The sequence below is a fragment of the Buchnera aphidicola (Chaitophorus populicola) genome, from assembly GCF_964058995.1.
Taxonomy (GTDB): Bacteria; Pseudomonadota; Gammaproteobacteria; order Enterobacterales; family Enterobacteriaceae; genus Buchnera_J; species Buchnera_J aphidicola_BO.
Map to the genome: position 1 here is coordinate 313,639 of NZ_OZ060382.1, position 17,988 is coordinate 331,626.

20 protein-coding genes, 1 tRNA gene and 1 pseudogene are annotated in these 17,988 nt (G+C 19.9%); 13 read left to right on the plus strand and 9 right to left on the minus strand.

What is annotated here, in order from left to right; translation table 11 throughout:
- Nucleotides 1-191: 191 nt before the first annotated feature.
- From AB4W57_RS01395 to greA, 5 genes are all read right to left on the minus strand, one after another.
- A tRNA-Leu gene (locus AB4W57_RS01395) sits at nucleotides 192-281 on the minus strand.
- 49 nt (nucleotides 282-330) lie between these two features.
- A complete protein-coding gene (gene secG, locus AB4W57_RS01400) occupies nucleotides 331-561 on the minus strand; it encodes a preprotein translocase subunit SecG (RefSeq protein WP_367677377.1) in 231 nt (76 codons plus the stop codon).
- Between the two features lie 228 nt (nucleotides 562-789).
- Entirely contained in the window at nucleotides 790-2,592 is a 1,803-nt protein-coding gene (ftsH, locus tag AB4W57_RS01405; RefSeq protein WP_367677378.1) for an ATP-dependent zinc metalloprotease FtsH, read from the minus strand.
- Nucleotides 2,593-2,638: 46 nt separating this feature from the next.
- On the minus strand, nucleotides 2,639-3,268 hold the full coding sequence (locus tag AB4W57_RS01410; protein ID WP_367677379.1) for an RlmE family RNA methyltransferase: 630 nt from the start codon (nucleotides 3,266-3,268) through the stop codon (nucleotides 2,639-2,641).
- Nucleotides 3,269-3,484: 216 nt separating this feature from the next.
- The gene (gene greA, locus AB4W57_RS01415; protein WP_367677380.1) at nucleotides 3,485-3,967 is read right to left on the minus strand and encodes a transcription elongation factor GreA; all 483 of its coding nucleotides are present in this window, start codon (nucleotides 3,965-3,967) and stop codon (nucleotides 3,485-3,487) included.
- A 262-nt stretch (nucleotides 3,968-4,229) separates the two neighbouring features.
- Between greA and AB4W57_RS01420 the strand changes: the two genes are divergently transcribed.
- The 4 genes from AB4W57_RS01420 (at nucleotide 4,230) to cgtA (ending at nucleotide 6,238) form a co-directional block, all read left to right on the plus strand.
- Complete coding sequence (locus AB4W57_RS01420; RefSeq protein WP_367677381.1) at nucleotides 4,230-4,490, plus strand: BolA/IbaG family iron-sulfur metabolism protein; 261 nt, start codon at nucleotides 4,230-4,232, stop codon at nucleotides 4,488-4,490.
- Between the two features lie 61 nt (nucleotides 4,491-4,551).
- Nucleotides 4,552-4,872, plus strand: coding sequence for a 50S ribosomal protein L21 (gene rplU / locus AB4W57_RS01425; protein WP_367677382.1), 321 nt, complete (start codon nucleotides 4,552-4,554; stop codon nucleotides 4,870-4,872).
- A 3-nt stretch (nucleotides 4,873-4,875) separates the two neighbouring features.
- Complete coding sequence (gene rpmA / locus AB4W57_RS01430) at nucleotides 4,876-5,133, plus strand: 50S ribosomal protein L27 (protein ID WP_367677383.1); 258 nt, start codon at nucleotides 4,876-4,878, stop codon at nucleotides 5,131-5,133.
- Nucleotides 5,134-5,239: 106 nt separating this feature from the next.
- Entirely contained in the window at nucleotides 5,240-6,238 is a 999-nt protein-coding gene (cgtA, locus tag AB4W57_RS01435; protein ID WP_367677384.1) for an Obg family GTPase CgtA, read from the plus strand.
- A gap of 115 nt (nucleotides 6,239-6,353) precedes the next feature.
- On the opposite strand, the gene rpsI is transcribed toward cgtA, so the two are convergent.
- Both rpsI and rplM read right to left on the minus strand, forming a co-directional pair.
- A complete protein-coding gene (gene rpsI / locus AB4W57_RS01440) occupies nucleotides 6,354-6,746 on the minus strand; it encodes a 30S ribosomal protein S9 (protein WP_367677385.1) in 393 nt (130 codons plus the stop codon).
- A 20-nt stretch (nucleotides 6,747-6,766) separates the two neighbouring features.
- The gene (rplM, locus tag AB4W57_RS01445; RefSeq protein WP_367677722.1) at nucleotides 6,767-7,195 is read right to left on the minus strand and encodes a 50S ribosomal protein L13; all 429 of its coding nucleotides are present in this window, start codon (nucleotides 7,193-7,195) and stop codon (nucleotides 6,767-6,769) included.
- Between the two features lie 278 nt (nucleotides 7,196-7,473).
- Between rplM and AB4W57_RS01450 the strand changes: the two genes are divergently transcribed.
- The 7 genes and pseudogenes from AB4W57_RS01450 (at nucleotide 7,474) to rplS (ending at nucleotide 11,717) form a co-directional block, all read left to right on the plus strand.
- Nucleotides 7,474-7,890 carry a chorismate mutase gene (locus tag AB4W57_RS01450; RefSeq protein ID WP_367677386.1) on the plus strand — a complete coding sequence of 139 codons (417 nt, stop codon included), beginning with the start codon at nucleotides 7,474-7,476 and terminating at the stop codon, nucleotides 7,888-7,890.
- Complete coding sequence (locus tag AB4W57_RS01455) at nucleotides 7,887-8,324, plus strand: prephenate dehydratase domain-containing protein (protein ID WP_367677723.1); 438 nt, start codon at nucleotides 7,887-7,889, stop codon at nucleotides 8,322-8,324. The genes AB4W57_RS01450 and AB4W57_RS01455 overlap by 4 nt, the downstream gene beginning before the upstream one ends.
- Nucleotides 8,325-8,428: 104 nt before the next feature.
- Nucleotides 8,429-9,772, plus strand: a complete 1,344-nt coding sequence (gene ffh / locus AB4W57_RS01460; protein WP_367677387.1) for a signal recognition particle protein — start codon at nucleotides 8,429-8,431, stop codon at nucleotides 9,770-9,772.
- A gap of 52 nt (nucleotides 9,773-9,824) precedes the next feature.
- A complete protein-coding gene (gene rpsP / locus AB4W57_RS01465; RefSeq protein ID WP_367677388.1) occupies nucleotides 9,825-10,076 on the plus strand; it encodes a 30S ribosomal protein S16 in 252 nt (83 codons plus the stop codon).
- Entirely contained in the window at nucleotides 10,069-10,581 is a 513-nt protein-coding gene (rimM, locus tag AB4W57_RS01470) for a ribosome maturation factor RimM (protein WP_367677389.1), read from the plus strand. Before rpsP ends, rimM begins: the two co-directional genes overlap by 8 nt.
- 65 nt (nucleotides 10,582-10,646) lie before the next feature.
- Nucleotides 10,647-11,368: pseudogene (trmD, locus tag AB4W57_RS01475) on the plus strand (tRNA (guanosine(37)-N1)-methyltransferase TrmD).
- A gap of 4 nt (nucleotides 11,369-11,372) precedes the next feature.
- The gene (rplS, locus tag AB4W57_RS01480) at nucleotides 11,373-11,717 is read left to right on the plus strand and encodes a 50S ribosomal protein L19 (RefSeq protein ID WP_367677390.1); all 345 of its coding nucleotides are present in this window, start codon (nucleotides 11,373-11,375) and stop codon (nucleotides 11,715-11,717) included.
- A gap of 126 nt (nucleotides 11,718-11,843) precedes the next feature.
- Here rplS and tldD read toward each other — a convergent pair whose 3' ends face one another.
- Nucleotides 11,844-13,292 (minus strand): metalloprotease TldD, encoded by a 1,449-nt coding sequence (gene tldD, locus AB4W57_RS01485; protein WP_367677391.1) that lies wholly within the window; start codon nucleotides 13,290-13,292, stop codon nucleotides 11,844-11,846.
- A 171-nt stretch (nucleotides 13,293-13,463) separates the two neighbouring features.
- Here tldD and aroQ point away from each other — a divergent pair, with 171 nt between their 5' ends.
- Nucleotides 13,464-13,919: a type II 3-dehydroquinate dehydratase gene (gene aroQ / locus AB4W57_RS01490; protein WP_367677392.1), complete on the plus strand. Its 456-nt coding sequence runs from the start codon at nucleotides 13,464-13,466 to the stop codon at nucleotides 13,917-13,919.
- A 176-nt stretch (nucleotides 13,920-14,095) separates the two neighbouring features.
- Here the strand turns inward: aroQ and rluD are convergent, their stop codons facing one another.
- Nucleotides 14,096-15,052: a 23S rRNA pseudouridine(1911/1915/1917) synthase RluD gene (gene rluD, locus AB4W57_RS01495; RefSeq protein WP_367677393.1), complete on the minus strand. Its 957-nt coding sequence runs from the start codon at nucleotides 15,050-15,052 to the stop codon at nucleotides 14,096-14,098.
- 247 nt (nucleotides 15,053-15,299) lie between these two features.
- Between rluD and alaS the strand changes: the two genes are divergently transcribed.
- A complete protein-coding gene (gene alaS / locus AB4W57_RS01500) occupies nucleotides 15,300-17,957 on the plus strand; it encodes an alanine--tRNA ligase (protein ID WP_367677394.1) in 2,658 nt (885 codons plus the stop codon).
- Nucleotides 17,958-17,988 lie beyond the last annotated feature (31 nt).

Genomic DNA, 17,988 nt, shown 5'->3' on the forward strand with positions numbered 1-17,988 from the left:
TTTATAAATTTTTAAAAAATTTAAAATAAATTTATATTTTCATATAAAAAAAATTATAAAATAATTTATTTATTTGAACAAAAAACCCCGAATAAACGGGGTTTATAGTAAAAATAATAATTTTATATATTAAGAAATAAACATTTATAATAAAATTTTTATAAAAAAATTTAATTTTAAATATCATTTAATACCGAGGACGGGATTTGAACCCGTATATCTAATCTTATTTAGATACTACTACCTCAAAGTAGCGTGTATACCATTTTCACCACCTCGGCTATTGAAAACTATTGGAAAATAATATTATTTTTAATTTAAATTAATATTCTACAATATACAATTATTTATATTACATTGCAAAATACTTAATATTAAAAATAAACACGCGAAAATAATAGTTAAACGAGTTAAAAATTCATTTGAAGTAGATATATTAAATAAATTTTTGTTAATATTGGTTGTATTCACATTCATAGAACTAAGATTTTTTTGCAATAAAATTAAAAAAATTAATGTTATTGAAATAAATAAATATAAACATAAAAAGAATATACGCACTAGAAAATACCTATTTAAAATATATGAAATTTTTTATATTATATAAATTCTTATAAAAATAATTATTTTTATAAAAAATTTTTTAAAAAATGTATATATTAATATATAATATTTTAAATTAAAAAGTTCAAAAAAATATGTCATTAATTTATATCGATTATATAAAAATAAATTATATAAATTTTATGTATAAAAATTTATATAAAAATATTTTTAAAATAAATAAATTTATATTTTTTTTCTTTGCATTAAAGAATCTATTTGATCAGAATTAATTGTTTCATATTTAATTAAAGCATCTTTCATAGCATGTAATATATCTATATTTGATTTTAAAATATTTTTTGCTCGATTATAATTACTATCAATAAAAAATTTTATTTCTTGATCAATAATTTTGGCTGTACTATCTGAACAATTTAAATTATTTTCAAGAGATTTTCCTAAAAAAGTATCTTCTTCATCTTTTAAATATAATAATGGACCTAATTTTTTTGAAAACCCCCATTTTGTAACCATATCTCTAGCTAAATTTGTTGCTATTTTAATATCATTAGAAGCACCTGTAGAAACATATTCTTTTCCATATATTATTTCTTCTGCTAATCTTCCTCCATATAAAGTAGAAATTTGACTTTCTAATTTTTGTTTATTAATGCTGACATGGTCTTCAGTAGGAAAAAAAAAAGTTACACCTAAAGCTCTTCCTCTGGGAATAATAGTAACTTTATGTATAGGATCATGTTCTGGAACTAATTTACCTACAATAGCATGACCTGCTTCATGATATGCAGTTGCTTCTTTTTGCGTATCTGTCATAATCATAGATTTTCTTTCTGAACCCATCATAATTTTATCTTTTGCTTGTTCAAAATCTTCCATAATTACTACAGAACGTTTGTTACGCACTGCAGAAAGCGCAGCTTCATTAACTAAATTTGATAAATCTGCTCCAGAAAATCCAGGAGTTCCACGTGCAATAATTAAAGGATTAAAATTTTTATCTAATAAAATTTTTTTAGAATGTACTTTTAATATTTCTTCTCTACCTTTAATATCAGGTAATGGCACAAAAACTTGACGATCAAATCTTCCTGGTCTTAATAAAGCAGGGTCTAAAACATCAGGACGATTTGTTGCTGCTATTACAATTACTCCTTGATTTTTATCAAAACCATCCATTTCAACTAATATTTGATTTAATGTTTGCTCTCTTTCATCATTTCCGCCTCCTAAACCAGTGCCTCTTTTCCTACCAACAGCATCAATTTCATCAATAAAAATTATACATGGAGCTAATTTTCTTGAATTTTCAAACATATCTCTAACTCGTGAAGCACCTATACCTACAAACATTTCTACAAAATCTGATCCTGAGATCGTAAAAAATGGAACTTTAGCTTCTCCAGCTATAGCTTTTGCTAATAAAGTTTTTCCAGTGCCTGGAGGGCCTATCATTAAAACACCTTTTGGTATTTTCCCTCCTATTTTTTGAAATTTTTCTGGACTTGTCAAATAATCTACTAATTCTTTTACATCTTCTTTGGCTTCATCGCAACCAGCAACATCTGAAAAATTTATTTTAATTTCATTTTCTTTTAAAAATTTTGCTTTACTTTTACCAAAAGATAAAGCTCCTTTTCCTCCCATTTGTATTTGTTTTATAAAAAACATCCACATCAAAAATAATATTATCATAGGAAACCAAGAAATGAGCATAGATAAAAATAAATTCATTTTATAAGGTTTTGTTCCTATAATTTTAATATTTTTTTTTAAAAGAGTGCTTAATAAATTTGGATCATTAATAGGAATAAACGTAAAATATTTACTATTATCTTTTTTAACAACGTGAATATTTTGTCCATCTAAACTTACTTCACGAATTTTATTTTGATTCACTTCTGATAAAAAAGTAGAATAATTAACTTGATAATTATGCAACTGTGTGAAGTTAAAATTTTGAAATACAGACATTGTAATCATAATTAAAATAAACCAAAGAAAAAAATTTTTAACCGTTTCTCTCAAGAGATTCGCTCCTCACTAAAATTAAAATACTTAGATTTAAAAAAAATTATTTCTTTATATATTTTGCTATAATAAAAATTTCACGAGATTGAGATCTAGAAGCTTTTGGTTTATAAATTTTAACTTGAGAAAAATTTTTTCTTATAAACTGAAAATATATATTAAAACATTTCCCATAAAAACTCTTTGTTATAAAAAAACCATTTTTTGATAAAATTTTAATAGATAAATTTAAAACTGATTTGTTTAAAGATATCGAATTATTTGCATCAATTATAGAATGTCCACTTATTTTTGGAGATATATCAGACATACATACATCTACTTTTTTATTTTTTAATTTTTTTAATATTATATTATATGTGTGAATGTCTGTAATATCTCTGTTAATAAAAATAACCCCATAAATAGGATGCATAAAAGAAATATCACACGCTATAATTTTCCCTGTTGACCCTATTTTTTTTGAAGCATATTCTGACCAACTTCCCGGAGAAGATCCGATATCTAAAATAATATTACCGTTTTTAAAAATATTAAATTTATTATGTATTTGATCTAATTTAAACCAAGCACGAGAACGTAATTTATTTTCATGAGCTTGGCGTACATAAAAATCTTTAAAATGACGTTTTAACCAAAATTTAGAATTAGATTTTCTTTTTTTATAATTCATATATTATTTTAAAAAATTTAAATAAAAAATATATTAATAATGAAGTTTTTATATTTTAATAAAAAAATTTAAACAAAAGTTTTATTTTTATAAAACAAATAATACTAATACAATTAGTTACTATAAAGATTATTTTTAATTAAATTTATATTAACACTTTTTAAAAAAAATAATAAAGATCTAATAAAAATTAGATAAAACAAAATATATAAATATTTATTCTATATATCGAATCTTTAATACTTGATATTTTACTTTTCCAGATGGAGTACATACTTTAACAAAATCATATTTCTTTTTTCCTATTAAACTTCTTGCAATAGGAGAATTAATCGAAATCATATTTTTTTTAAAGTTAGATTCATCATCTCCAACAATTTTATAGGTATAAATATTTTTAGATGTAATATGTAATACAGTAACTGTAGCTCCAAAAAATATTTTCTTAAAATTAGATAAATTTTTTACATCTATAACATTAGAATTTGATAATTTCAATTCAATTTCTTTAATTCTTCCTTCGCAAAAGCTTTGTTCTTCTTTCGCTGCATGATATTCTGCATTTTCTTTTAAATCTCCATGAGATCTAGCTTCAGCAATAGACATAATAATTTTAGGTCTTTTAACTCTTTTTAAAAAATCTAATTCTTTTAATAATTTTTTTTGACCTTGTAACGTCATTAAAACTTTATTTATCACATTTATACCTTAATATTTATAATTGATTTATATTAAAAATTTAATAATATTACTTAATTAATTAGTTTTTATTTTAAAAAAAATAATATATTCATTAAAAAATAAATTGTAATGAAATATTAAAATAATAAATAAATTAATCTATAAAGAAAAATATAAATTTTACTTTAATACATGATATATTAATAAAATTAATTTTATAAAAAAATCTATTAATAATAGATTTTTAAATCTATTATAAATTAAAAAATTTTAAAAAAAAATGAAAAATAAAATAAAAAAAATTTTATACACAAAACTAAAATTAGATTATATACAAGTTAAAAAAGATAATAATTATTATAAAATATTAGTAGTTGGAAATATTTTTTCAAAATTAAATACAATTAACAGACAAAAAATAATATACGCTCCTTTAATGTCCTATATTCAAAAAAATAAAATACATGCTATTTCAATTCAAGCATATTCTATTAATGAGTGGAAAAAAATTAAATTAAAAAAACAAAATTTATTAAAATAAAAATATTTATTTTATAAAAATTATTATAAAAATAAATACAATAAAAAATTGGAGTATTTGTATGTACGCAGTATTTATGAATGGAGGAAAACAGTATAAAGTTAAAATAGGACAAATACTAAGACTTGAAAAAATTAATCATAAAATTGGAAAAATTATAGAATTTAATACAATTTTATTAGTAAAAAAAAATAAAGAAATTTTTTTAGGTCAACCTATTTTAAAAAATACTGTAATTCAAGCTTGTATTTATAAACATGGACGTGAAAAAAAAATACACATAATTAAATTTAATCGTCGTAAGCATTATAAAAAAAAACAAGGACATAGACAAAACTATACAAGTATAAAAATTACAAATATTAATTTATTTAAGGAATAAAATATGGCACAGAAAAAAGCTGGTGGATCTAGCCGAAACGGACGAGATTCACATTCAAAACGATTAGGAGTAAAAAAATTTGGTGGAGAATTTGTACGTTCAGGATCTATAATTATTAAACAAAGAGGTACAAAATTTCATTCAGGATTAAATACAAAATGTGGAAGAGATCATACAATTTATGCAATAAAATCTGGTATAGTTGAATTTAAAAAAAATGGTCTTAATAAGAAAAAAATTATTAATATTATAGAAAAATAAAATATTTTAAATAATTTACATCTATTTTTTTATTATAAAATTATCTTCCTCTTTGTAAGGCACAGAGGAAGTATTATAAAAAATAAATCTTGGAGTTATTATAACTATGAAATTTATTGATCAAGCTATTATTATATTAAAAGCAGGAAACGGAGGAAATGGTATAATTAGCTTTAAACGTGAAAAAAATAATCCTAAAGGAGGTCCAGATGGAGGAGATGGAGGAGATGGAGGAAGTATATTTTTTGAAGCTAATAAAAATTTAAATACATTAATTGATTATACTTTTAAAAAATTTATTCAAGCTGAGAACGGAGAATCTGGTAAAAATCGTAATAAATCTGGGAAAAAAGGAAAAGATATTAAACTTTTTATTCCATTAGGAACAAAAATAATTAATTACTTCACTAATGAAATAATTAAAGAATTTAAATATCATAAACAATCATTTTTAATAATACAAGGAGGATGGCATGGGATAGGAAATTATAGATTTAAATCTTCTACAAATCGTACTCCTAAAAAAAGAACTTTAGGTAAAATTGGAGATACGATAAAAGTAAAATTAGAACTATCTTTACTTGCAGATATTGGTATTATTGGTTTACCTAATGTTGGCAAATCAACTTTTATGAGAATTATTTCTTCTGCTAAACCTAAAATAGGAAATTACTGTTTTACTACTTTGCAACCTAATTTAGGTGTATTTTTTACAAAATCAAAAAAAAGTATTACATTTGCAGATATTCCAGGAATTATGAAAGGAGCTTCTAAAGGCGTCGGTTTAGGATTAAAATTTTTAAGACATATTGAAAAATGTAAAATTCTTTTCCACATAATTGATCTATCTGTACCAAATTATCAAACTATTATTAAGAATATAAATACAATAAATAAAGAAATTCGAGCTTATAAAAATAATTTATATAAAAAAAAAAAATGGTTAGTATTTAATAAATCAGATCTTTTAAATAAAAAAGATATTAAATATAAAATAAAAAAAATTTTAAAAAAAATTCCAAATATTGAAAAATATTTTGTTATCTCTGCAATAAAAAAAACTGGATTAGAAAATCTATATAAAAGTTTGCAGAAAATTATATAAGATAAGTTCAATATAAAATCTAATTTAAAATTTAAATAAATTAGATCTTATACAAGTTAAAATTAATTTAAAAAAAAAGTTAAAGTATTTAACTTGTATATTAAAATAAAATAATTTATCTTTTTGAAAATTGAGGTCGACGTCTAGATTTCCTAAATCCAACTTTCTTTCTTTCTACTTGACGAGAATCACGAGTTACAAAACCTAATTTTTTCAAAATTTTTAAAAAAGTTGTATCAAATTCAATTAAAGCACGTGTAATTCCTTGTCTAATTGCTCCAGCCTGCCCAGAAATACCACCACCTTTTACAGTTATATAAAAATTTAATTTATCAATCATGTTTACAGCTTGTAAAGGTTGCTTAATAAGCATACATGAAGTTTTTCGACTAAAATATTTATCTAATTTTAATTTGTTAACAAGAATATTTCCATTCCCAAGTGTTAAAAAAACACGAGCTGAAGATGATTTTCTTCTACCTGTACCATAATTTCGTACTTTTTCCATTTTTAATTTATGTCCTAAATTTAAATTTTAAGTAAACGTGGATTTTGAGCTTTATGATCATGAAAATCTGTAGCATATACTTTTAATTTTTTAAATATTAAACGTCCTAAAGGACCTTTTGGTAACATTCCATAAACAGCTTTTTTAATAACTTTTTCTGAATTATTTAAAATAATATCAGAAAAACTTTTTTTTCTTAATCCTCCAGGATGTCCAGTATGATGATAATATAATTTGTTTTTAAATTTTTTTCCAGTTACATAAATTTTAGAAGCATTAATAACAATAATATAATCTCCAACATCAATATGTGGAGTATATATACTTTTATGTTTACCACGAAGATAATATGCAATTTTACTTGACAAACGTCCTAATATTTTCCCAGTAGCATCAACATAAAACCAATTTCTTATTAAATTATTTTTAGAAGCTGAAAAACTTTTTATATTCATATTTTATCCTTTATAATATAAAATTTTTTAGAAATTTAAATTTTTTTAAAAAAATATCTAAACAAAAATAAATCTTATAAAAAACTATTAAAATGATAACATTATTTTTTTTTAAATACATTTTTTTATATAAAATAATTTATATAAAAAATGTATTTAAAAAAAAAATAAAAATCTTTATAATAAAAATAAAATATTTTATTTAATAAAACTTTTAAAAAATCTATTTTATATAAAATAAAAAAAATAAATATACTTAAAAAAGGATAATTATGAAAATTCAAAAAAAATTGCTTGAATTAAGAAAAAAAATTAATTTTATTGATAATACTTTTATAAAGTTATTATATAAAAGAAATTTAATTTCTAAAAAAATTATTCAGGAAAAAATTAAAATTAACTATCCAATAAAAGATTCTATACGAGAAAAAGAAATTTTTAAAAAAATAACTTCTACAGGAGAAAAATATAATTTAAAAAAAATATATTTAAAAAAAATTTTTAAGATTATTATTAAAAACTCAGTAAAAATTCAACAAAAAATATATAAAAAAAAAAAATCTAAAATTATGAAAATAGCTTTTTTAGGTCCTAAAGGATCATATTCATATTTAGCTGCTTTAAAATATGCTAAAAAAAAAATAGAATTTTTTATGAAATTCCATGTAAAACCTTTACTCAAGTTATAAAAAAATTACAAGAAAATACCGCAAAATTTGCTATATTACCTATAAAAAATAATTCTTCCGGAAATATTAAAGAAACTAATAAATTATTAAAAAAAAGTACATTTTTTATTAAAGATAAAATTAAAATTAAAGTTAATCATTGTATAGTTTCAAAAAAAAAAAATTCTTTGGAAAATATACAATTTATTTATAGTCATGCAGAACCCATTAAACAATGTCAATTATTTATAAAAAAATTTCCTTTATGGAACATTAAATATACTAATAGTTCTTCAGAAGCTATGAGGAAGATATCTATAAAAAAAAAAAATAATATTGCTGCAATAGGAAACCAAGAATCTAGTAAATTATATAATTTATATATTATTAAAAATAACATTTCTGATAAAAAAACAAATCAAACATTATTTTATATAATAACTAAAAATAATTAGTATTTTAAAATAATTTTATTAAACAATATTAATATAAAATGACTGTAACATAAAAATTTATTAAAAATAAATAGTTTTATAAAAATAATTTTGAGTAAAATAAAATGTTTACAAAACTAACTAAATGTTTTAAAAAAATAACACAAAATATTTCTAATAGAGGACGACTCACAGAAAAAAATATTAAAAATACATTAAGAGAAATAAGAATAACATTATTAGAGGCAGATGTATCTTTAATAGTAATAAAAAAATTCATTAAAAAAATTAAAAAAAGATATCTTGGTAAAGAAATTAATAATTCCTTAACACCTGGACAAGAATTTATAAAAATTGTAAAACATGAATTAATAAGAATAATTGGAAAAAAAAATTATTCAATAAAATTTTTACCTAAAAAATTATCTATTTTTTTAATTATAGGTTTGCAAGGAGCAGGAAAAACTACAAGTATTGGAAAATTATCTCAATTATTTAAAGATAAATTTAAAAAAAAAATTTTAGTTACATCTATAGATGTATATAGACCTGCAGCAATAAAACAACTAGAAATTATTGCTTCTAAAATAAAAATTGATGTTTTTAAATCTAATAATTTAGAAAAACCAATAGATATCGCAAAACGAGCTGTAGAATATGCTAAAATAAAAAAATATGATCTTTTAATAATAGATACTGCTGGAAGATTACATATTAATCAAAAATTAATGCAAGAAATTCAAAATATTCATTATTATATAAATCCTATAGAAACAATTTTTGTAGTTGATTCTATGATTGGTCAAGATTCCATAAATATAATAAAAAAATTTCAAGAATTTATTTTTATTACAAGTGTTTTCTTAACTAAACTAGATTCAAATGCAAGATGTGGAATAGCATTATCAATAAAATATTTAACAAAAATTCCAATTAAATTTCTTGGAACTGGAGAAAAAATTAATGATATTAAAATGTTTAATCCAAAAAAGATTGCTTCTAGAATTTTAGGAATGGAAAGTATTTTATCTGAAATTAAATCTATAGAAAAAAAAATTGACAAAAATTACATTAATAAATTAAATAAACAAATTAAAGATTATCATTCATTTGATTTAAATGATTTTCTAAAACAAATATATCAAATCAAAAAAATGGGAAATATTCAATTTTTATTAAATAAATTACCAATCAATGATAATATTAAAAATAATATTTTGTTTCAAATGAATGATTCTACAATATTAAAAACAGAATCAATAATTAATTCTATGACTATAAAAGAAAGAAATTATCCTAATATTATTAATATATCACGTAAGAAAAGAATTGCATTAGGATCTGGAACAACTATACAAGATATAAATAAACTTTTAAAACAATTTAAATCTATAAAAAAAATTATGAAAAAAATAAAAAATATCGGATTTATAAAATTATTTAATAGAATTAAAAATATGATTTTATAAAAAAATATTTATATAAAAATAAAATTTTATTTAATTTTTAAGGACAAAAAAAATGGTAAAAATAAGATTATCTAGACATGGATCTAATAAAAAACCTTTCTATCAAATTATTGTAACTGATAGTAGAGCAGCAAGAAATGGGCGTTTTATTGAAAAAATTGGTTTTTTTGATCCTATTTGTAAAAATAAATTACATTCATGTAAAATTAATTTAGATAAATTAAAATATTGGACTAAAATAGGTGGAAAAACTTCTAAAAGAGTAAAAAAAATAATAAAAAATTATATTAAAATAAATGATTAATAAAAACTTTAATCAAATTATTATAGGTAAAATTTGCGCACCGTATGGAATTTTAGGATGGAATAAAATGTTTTCATTTACTGAAAACAAAAAATCTATCTTTACATATAATCCTTTATTTTATTCAAAAAAAAATATTATTTATGTTTTAAAAATTATACAATGGAAAATTATAAAAAATTATTTTTTAATAAAAATAAAAAATGTAAATAATCGAAACACTGCTTATTTATTTCAAAATATAGATATATTTATCTATTCTAAACAAATTAAAAAAAAAAAAAATGAATATCTTTGGAATGAAATTATTTCATGTAAAATTTTTAATATAAATAAAAATTTTTTAGGTAAAGTAATAAATATTATTAGAACTTATTCAAATGATATTTTAGTAATTAAAAAAAATGATTATACTAAAGAAATATTAATTCCTTTTGTAAAAAATATAATTATTAAAAAAGTTAATGTTAAAAAAAAAATCATGCTTGTAGATTGGAGAGAATAAAAACTTTGCAAACAAAAAATAAAAAAAAATTTTTAAATTTTAAAATAATCACAATTTTTCCAAAAATGTTTAAATCAATAATGAATTATGGAATTCTCTCACGAGCAATAAAAAAAAAAATTATTAAATTTACTATATTAAATTTAAGAGATTTTAGTAATAACAAAAATAAAAATATAGATGATCGACCTTATGGAGGAGGACCTGGTATGATTATGAGTTTTATTCCATTAAAGCAAGCTATAACTAAATATATAAAAAAAAAAAATATTATATAATTTATTTATCTCCACAAGGAAAAAAAATTAATCAAAATAATTTAAAAAGTTTATCTAAAATTAAAAATATCATATTAATTTGTGGAAGATATCAAGGCATTGATCAAAGATTTATAGAAAAATTTGTAGATCAAGAATTATCTATTGGAGATTATATATTAACAGGAGGAGAATTAGCAGCAATGGTATTTATAGATGCTATTTGTAGATTTATACCAGGCGTAATTAAAAAAAAAAACATACAACACCAAGATTCATTTTATAAAAATTTATTAGATTATCCTCATTATACTAGACCTAAAATTATAGATAATATGAAAGTTCCAAATATTTTGTTATCAGGAAATCATAAAAAAATTGCACATTGGAGACTAAAAAAATCCATTGAACTTACTTTTTTAAAAAAACCAAAATTATTTAAAAAAAAAATTTTTACTATTAAAGAAAAAAAAATTTTAAATAAAATACTCCAATTAAAAAATAAAAATATCACTACTTCTGAAAAATAAAAAAATGAATAATATATTAAATATTATAGAAAAAAGACAAATTAAGAAAAATATACCTAAATTTCGATCAGGAGATACTGTAGAAGTTCAAGTTTGGGTAATGGAAGGAGTAAAAAAACGTCTTCAATCTTTTGAAGGTATTGTAATTTCTAAAAAAAATAGATTTTTACAATCATCTTTTTGTGTTAGAAAAATTTCAAATGGAGAAGGTATAGAAAGAGTCTTTCAAACTCATTCTAAAAATATTGAAAACATATTTATTAAACGTAAAGGTTTTGTTAGAAAATCTAAATTATATTATTTACGTAAAAAATTTGGTAAATCTGCTAGAATTAAAGAAAAAATTTAATATATCTTGTAATCTATAAATTAAATTTATTTTCTTTAAAATAAAAAAAGCAGTCATAACATTAAGTGTGACTGCATATAAAAATATTTAAAAAATTTTTAATTTATTAAATTATTAAAATAAATTTTAATCTGTTCCTCCTATAGTTAAAGAATCTATTTTAATAGTTGGTTGTCCTACAGAAACAGAAATATCTTGTCCATCTTTAGAACATATGCCAATTCCATTATCCATTTTTAAATCATTTCCTACCATAGATACTTTATTCATAATTTCTATTCCAGATCCAATTAAAGTTACTTCTTTAATTGGATAAATAATTTTTCCTTTTTTAATTAAATATGCTTCAGATGTAGAAAAAACAAATTCTCCAGAAGTAATATTAACTTGTCCTCCACTAAAATTCACTGCATATATTCCATAATCAACACTTTCTATAATTTCTAAAACAGTAGATTTTCCAGAAAGCATATACGTATTAGTCATACGAGGTAAAGGAAGATATGCATAAGATTCTCTTCGTCCATTACCTGTAGAAATAGTATTCATAAGGTAAGCATTAAATTTATCTTGCAAATATTTTTTTAAAATACCATTTTTTACTAAAATATTATATTTTCCTGGAGTACCTTCATCATCAATTGATATTGAACCATTTAAATATTTTTTTGTTCCATCATCAACTATCGTACATAAATTAGAAGCAACTTTTTGATTTATTTTATTACTATATACAGACAAATTTTTACGATTAAAATCTCCTTCTAATCCATGACCAACAGCTTCATGTAATAATACTCCTGGAAATCCAGAACCTAATATTACAGGAAAAGATCCTGAAGGAGCTTTATTTGCACTTAAATTTAAGATAGACATTCTAGCTGCTTCTTTCGTTAAATATTCTAAATTTGAATAACCATTTTTATTTTTTTTAAAAAAATATTGATATGTACTTCTAATACCTCCTCCATTAGTTCCAACTTCACGTTTTCCATGATCTTCAGATAAAACATATATAGAGAGAGAAACTAGAGGTCTAATATCTGTAGCTAAAACTCCATCTGTAGATGCAACTAATATATTTTCATATGTTCCAGATAAACATGCATTTACTTGCACAATTCTTGAATCATATCTTCGGGCAATTTGATCTACTTGAGATAAGATATTTATTTTTTCTTGATTTGTTAAAGAATTTAAAGGATTATCAAATCCATAAAAAGATTTATTTGTAGAGTAAATAAAATTTTTATTATTTTTGTATTCTTTATTTTTTAAAATATTTTTAACTAAATATGTAATTTTTTTTAATCCTGTTAAATTTATTTGATTTGTATAAGCAAATCCAGTCATTTGATTATAAATCGCTCGTAATCCTATTCCCATATCAATATTATATATTCCATTTTTAATAATTTTATTTTCTAATATCCATGATTCATGTAATTTTGATTGAAAATATATATCAGAATAATCTATCGTTTTCTTAGATAAGTCAGATAATACAGAAAAAATATCTTCTATACTAATATTATTTTTTAATAATATATTATTTGTTACTGTATTAAAATTCATATTCACTCTCTTTTTAAATACAAATTATTAAAAACCTAAAAATTTTTAAATTTAAATTTTAATATATTTATAATTTTTAATTTTTAGATATTTAACATTTATTTTATATTTTGTATCTTGTAATATATATTGTATAATATAATTTAACTTAATTAATCAAAAAAATAACACATGCAAAATAAATTTACTATATTATTAATTAATGGACCAAATTTAAATCTTTTAGGATCAAGAGAAAAAAAAATTTATGGAAATATATCTTTATCTGATTTAATTAAAAATTTAAAAATATATGCAAAAAAATATCATATAAAAATCAATCATGTTCAATCTAATGCTGAACATATCTTAATTGATGCAATACATAACGCAAAAAAAATAATTGATTATATAATAATTAATGCTGCTGCTTTTACACATACAAGTATTGCTTTACGAGATGCTTTACTAGCTATACAAATTCCATTTATAGAAGTACATATATCAAATATTTATGCTCGAGAAAATTTTCGTTCACATTCATGGATTTCAGATATTTCTAACGGAGTTATTTGTGGATTAGGTATAGATAGTTATAAATGGGCTTTAAAAACAGCGATTAAGAGATTATATAAAAAAATTAATTAATTATTAATTCGTTTATAACACTAAAAATATTTTTATAACTATCATATAAAATTTAAAATATTATCAATTATATTTAAATTATTACAAAAATTTATTTAATTTAATATATATTTTCTTTAAATACTTTTATTAAAATAAAAAAAATTAATTAAATTCAAACGTTATATTTATATAAATTATATTTCTTGATTTAATTTATGTATTAAATCAATTATATCTTTTGGTAAATTAATTTTAAAACACATTTTTTTATTTGTTATTGGATGTAAAAATTTTAATTGAGAAGCATGCAAAGATTGTCTAGGAAAACTTCTAATCACATGAAATAATTTACTATTTCTTAAATTCTTAAAAAAATTTAAATAATATTTATATTTTTGATCTCCAACTATCGGATGTTTAATATATAACATATGAACACGTATCTGATGTGTTCGTCCTGTTTCTAATCTAATTTTTAACCATGTACATGCTTTAAATCTTTTTTTTACTCTATAATGCGTAATTGCATTTCGTCCATCTAAAGAGACAGTCATATGTGTACGTTTTATTCTATCACGTGCAATTGGAGCATTAATTGTACCTCCATATTTTATTTTTCCTAAAACAATAGCATCATATTCTCTGCAAATTTTTCTTAATTTTATCATTTTTTTTAAAACAAAATAAGAAACAATCGTTTTCGCAATAATTATTAATCCAGTAGTATCTTTATCTAATCGGTGTACTATTCCTGATTGAGGAATATTTTTAATATTTTTATAATAAAAAATTAATCCATTTAAAAGAGTATTATGAGAATTTCCATGACCTGGATGTACAACTAAAGAAGATGATTTATTTAAAATTAATAAAAATTCATCTTCATAAATAATATTTAAATTTATTTTTTCAGGAATAAAAAATTTTTCTTTCTTTAAAAATATTTTAATATTTATAATATCTCTTTCCATAACTTTATAATCAGGATTTCTAATAATAGAATTATTTACTAAAACATAGCCTTTTAATATACATTGTTTAAAATAATTTCTAGAATATATAAGAAATAATTTTGATAATACTATATCTATTCGAGATTTATTAAATATTTTTTTAGGAACTTTTTTTTCTAATAGAATAAAACTTTTCAAATATACTTATCCTTTATAAATTTAAATTTAAAAAAAAAAAAATTAATACAAAACATTTAATTTAAAATTTTAAATATTAACTATAAAAATATATCATTTATTAAATGTTAATAAAATTATTTATTTAAATATATACATTTAATAAAAAATTATTACTAAAAATTATCTTAAATATAGTAAAATTATTTAATTAATTATTATATAATTAATAAAAAATTTTTAAAATATAATAATATTTTGGATTTATATGTATAAAAAAACAGAAAAAATACGTCAAATGTTTTTAAATTTCTTTAAAAGTAAAAATCATATAATCTATCCTAGCAGTTCTTTGATTATTGATAATGATCCAACATTATTGTTTACTAATGCAGGAATGAATCAATTCAAAGATGTATTTTTAGGTTATAAAAAAATTAAAGACAAAAAAATCGCTAGTGCACAATACTGTTTACGAACAGGTGGAAAACATAATGATTTAGAAAACGTTGGTTATACATCTAGACATCATACATTCTTTGAAATGTTAGGAAACTTTAGTTTTGGTAGCTATTTAAAAAAAAAATCTATAGTATATTCCTGGGAACTACTTACTTCAATAAAATGGTTTAATATTAATCCAAATAAACTTATAGTAACTATTTATGAAAACGATATAGAATCATATCAAATTTGGAAAAATATTATAGGATTATCAAATAATCAAATAATTTCTATTAAAGACATAAATAATATTAAATATACATCAGATAATTTTTGGAAAATGGAAAAATATGGACCATGCGGTCCGTGTACAGAAATTTTTTATGATTATGGAGAAAATGTTAATGGAAGTTTACCTGGATCTAAAAAAAATATTGGAGATCGATTCTTAGAAATATGGAATATTGTTTTTATTCAATATCATAAACTACCAAAAAAAAAATTTATTAAATTAAAAACTCCTTCAGTAGATACCGGGATGGGATTAGAAAGAATAGCTTCTGTTTTACAAAATGTACAATCAAATTATCAAATAGACATATTTCGTAAAATCATAAAAGGTATTAGTAAAAAATTTAAAATCTCTAAAAAAGTAAATTATAAAGCTTTACAAGTTATTTCTGATCATATCCGTTCTAGCGCTTATATTATTGCCAGCAATGTTTTACCTTCTAATGAACATCGAGGTTATATTCTAAGAAAAATTATTAGACGAGCTATTAGACATGGTAGATCAATTGGATTAAAAAAATGTTTTTTTTATAAGATCTTACCTATTTTAATACAATCTATGAATAATTCAAATCATCTTTTAATTCGTAATAAAGATAAAATTCAAAATATATTAAAAATGGAAGAATTACAATTTTCAGATACTTTAGATAAAGGACTTAAAATATTAAAAAATGAAATAAAAAATTTAAAAAACAATACACTAAATTCTGATATAGTATTTTATTTATATGATACATTAGGGTTTCCAATAGATTTAACTAAAGATTTTTGTAAAGAAAAAAATATTCAAATAAATACTAAAAAACTTAAAAAAAAAATAAAAAAACAAAAACAATTAAATATAAATAAAAAAAATTATAATAAAAATAAATTATCTATATATATTCATAAAAAAACAAATTTTATTGGATACGAAAAGTATCAAACTCAAACTATTGTAATAAAAATTTATGTTAATAATATATCTGTTAATAAAATTAATAAAAACAGTATTGGTCAAATAATTTTAGAAAAAACTCCTTTTTATGGACAATCAGGTGGACAAATTGGAGATACTGGAATAATAAAATCAAAACATGGAATTTTCAAAGTTTATGATACGAAAAAATATGGTGATATTATTATTCATCATGGAAAAATTTCTTCAGGAGAAATTAAAAAAAATACTTTAGTTAAAGCAAAAATTAATATAAAAAAAAGAAAATTAATTGAAAAAAATCATACTGCTATACATTTACTACATGCAGCGTTAAAAAAAACTTTAGGAAAAAATATTATACAAAAAGGTTCTTTAGTTAACGAAAAAAAAATTAGATTTGATTATTCTTATTTTAATAATTTAACATTTAAAAAAATTAAAAAAATCGAACAAATAGTTAATAAATATATTCGAAAAAACATTAAAATTACAAATTTTATAACAAATTTTAAAAATGCTAAACAAAAAAAATATATATTTTTAGAAAACAAAATTTATACAAATAAAGTTAGAGTTATTTCAATTGACTCTGTTTCAGATGAATTATGTGGTGGTACTCACGTATCTCAAACAGGTGAAATTATTCTTTTTAAAATAATCAATGAAAATAGTATATCATTTGGAATTAGACGTATTGAAGCTGTCACTTATAAAAAAGCTTTTAAAGAAATTACGAAAAATGAAGAAAATTTAAATAATATAAAAGAAATTTTTTCAGTACATAAATCTAATTTAATAAAGAAAATAGAAGACATTTTAAAAAAAAAGATACAATTATCAAAAGATAACAAAAATCTTACACAAAAATGGTTAACTTTATTAATAAAAAAAATATCTCAAAAATATATAAAAATTCATAACCATTATATTTTTTTTCAAATATTAAATAATGAAAAAAATAAACACATTTTAAAAATCATAGATCAATTACAAAAAAAATTTCACTCAAGTATTATTATTATAATTAATTTATCTAAAAAAAATTATTTAAAAATTAAAGTTAGTAAAAAATTAACTAAAATTATTCAAGCAAAAAAAATTATTTTACATATTTTTCAAAAAATATCAGGAAAGGGAGGAGGAAATATACATTTTGCTGAAGGTATTATAAATTCATCTTTATCGATAAAATTAATAATACAAAAATGCAAAAAATTAGCTCTTACTGAAATTAAAAATAATATCAATAATTATAAATTTAGTATTTAACAAAAATCACAAGTTATAATCTTATATGAAA

Coding starts and splice junctions, on each gene's coding strand:
- AB4W57_RS01410 (WP_367677379.1), bottom strand. CDS start 3,268: ATGAATTATAAAAAAAGAAAATCTAATTCTAAATTTTGGTTAAAACGT.
- rpsP (WP_367677388.1), top strand. CDS start 9,825: ATGGTAAAAATAAGATTATCTAGACATGGATCTAATAAAAAACCTTTC.
- rplS (WP_367677390.1), top strand. CDS start 11,373: ATGAATAATATATTAAATATTATAGAAAAAAGACAAATTAAGAAAAAT.
- alaS (WP_367677394.1), top strand. CDS start 15,300: ATGTATAAAAAAACAGAAAAAATACGTCAAATGTTTTTAAATTTCTTT.
- rplU (WP_367677382.1), top strand. CDS start 4,552: ATGTACGCAGTATTTATGAATGGAGGAAAACAGTATAAAGTTAAAATA.
- tldD (WP_367677391.1), bottom strand. CDS start 13,292: ATGAATTTTAATACAGTAACAAATAATATATTATTAAAAAATAATATT.
- rpsI (WP_367677385.1), bottom strand. CDS start 6,746: ATGGAAAAAGTACGAAATTATGGTACAGGTAGAAGAAAATCATCTTCA.
- cgtA (WP_367677384.1), top strand. CDS start 5,240: ATGAAATTTATTGATCAAGCTATTATTATATTAAAAGCAGGAAACGGA.
- rimM (WP_367677389.1), top strand. CDS start 10,069: ATGATTAATAAAAACTTTAATCAAATTATTATAGGTAAAATTTGCGCA.
- AB4W57_RS01450 (WP_367677386.1), top strand. CDS start 7,474: ATGAAAATTCAAAAAAAATTGCTTGAATTAAGAAAAAAAATTAATTTT.
- ffh (WP_367677387.1), top strand. CDS start 8,429: ATGTTTACAAAACTAACTAAATGTTTTAAAAAAATAACACAAAATATT.
- AB4W57_RS01420 (WP_367677381.1), top strand. CDS start 4,230: ATGAAAAATAAAATAAAAAAAATTTTATACACAAAACTAAAATTAGAT.
- aroQ (WP_367677392.1), top strand. CDS start 13,464: ATGCAAAATAAATTTACTATATTATTAATTAATGGACCAAATTTAAAT.
- rpmA (WP_367677383.1), top strand. CDS start 4,876: ATGGCACAGAAAAAAGCTGGTGGATCTAGCCGAAACGGACGAGATTCA.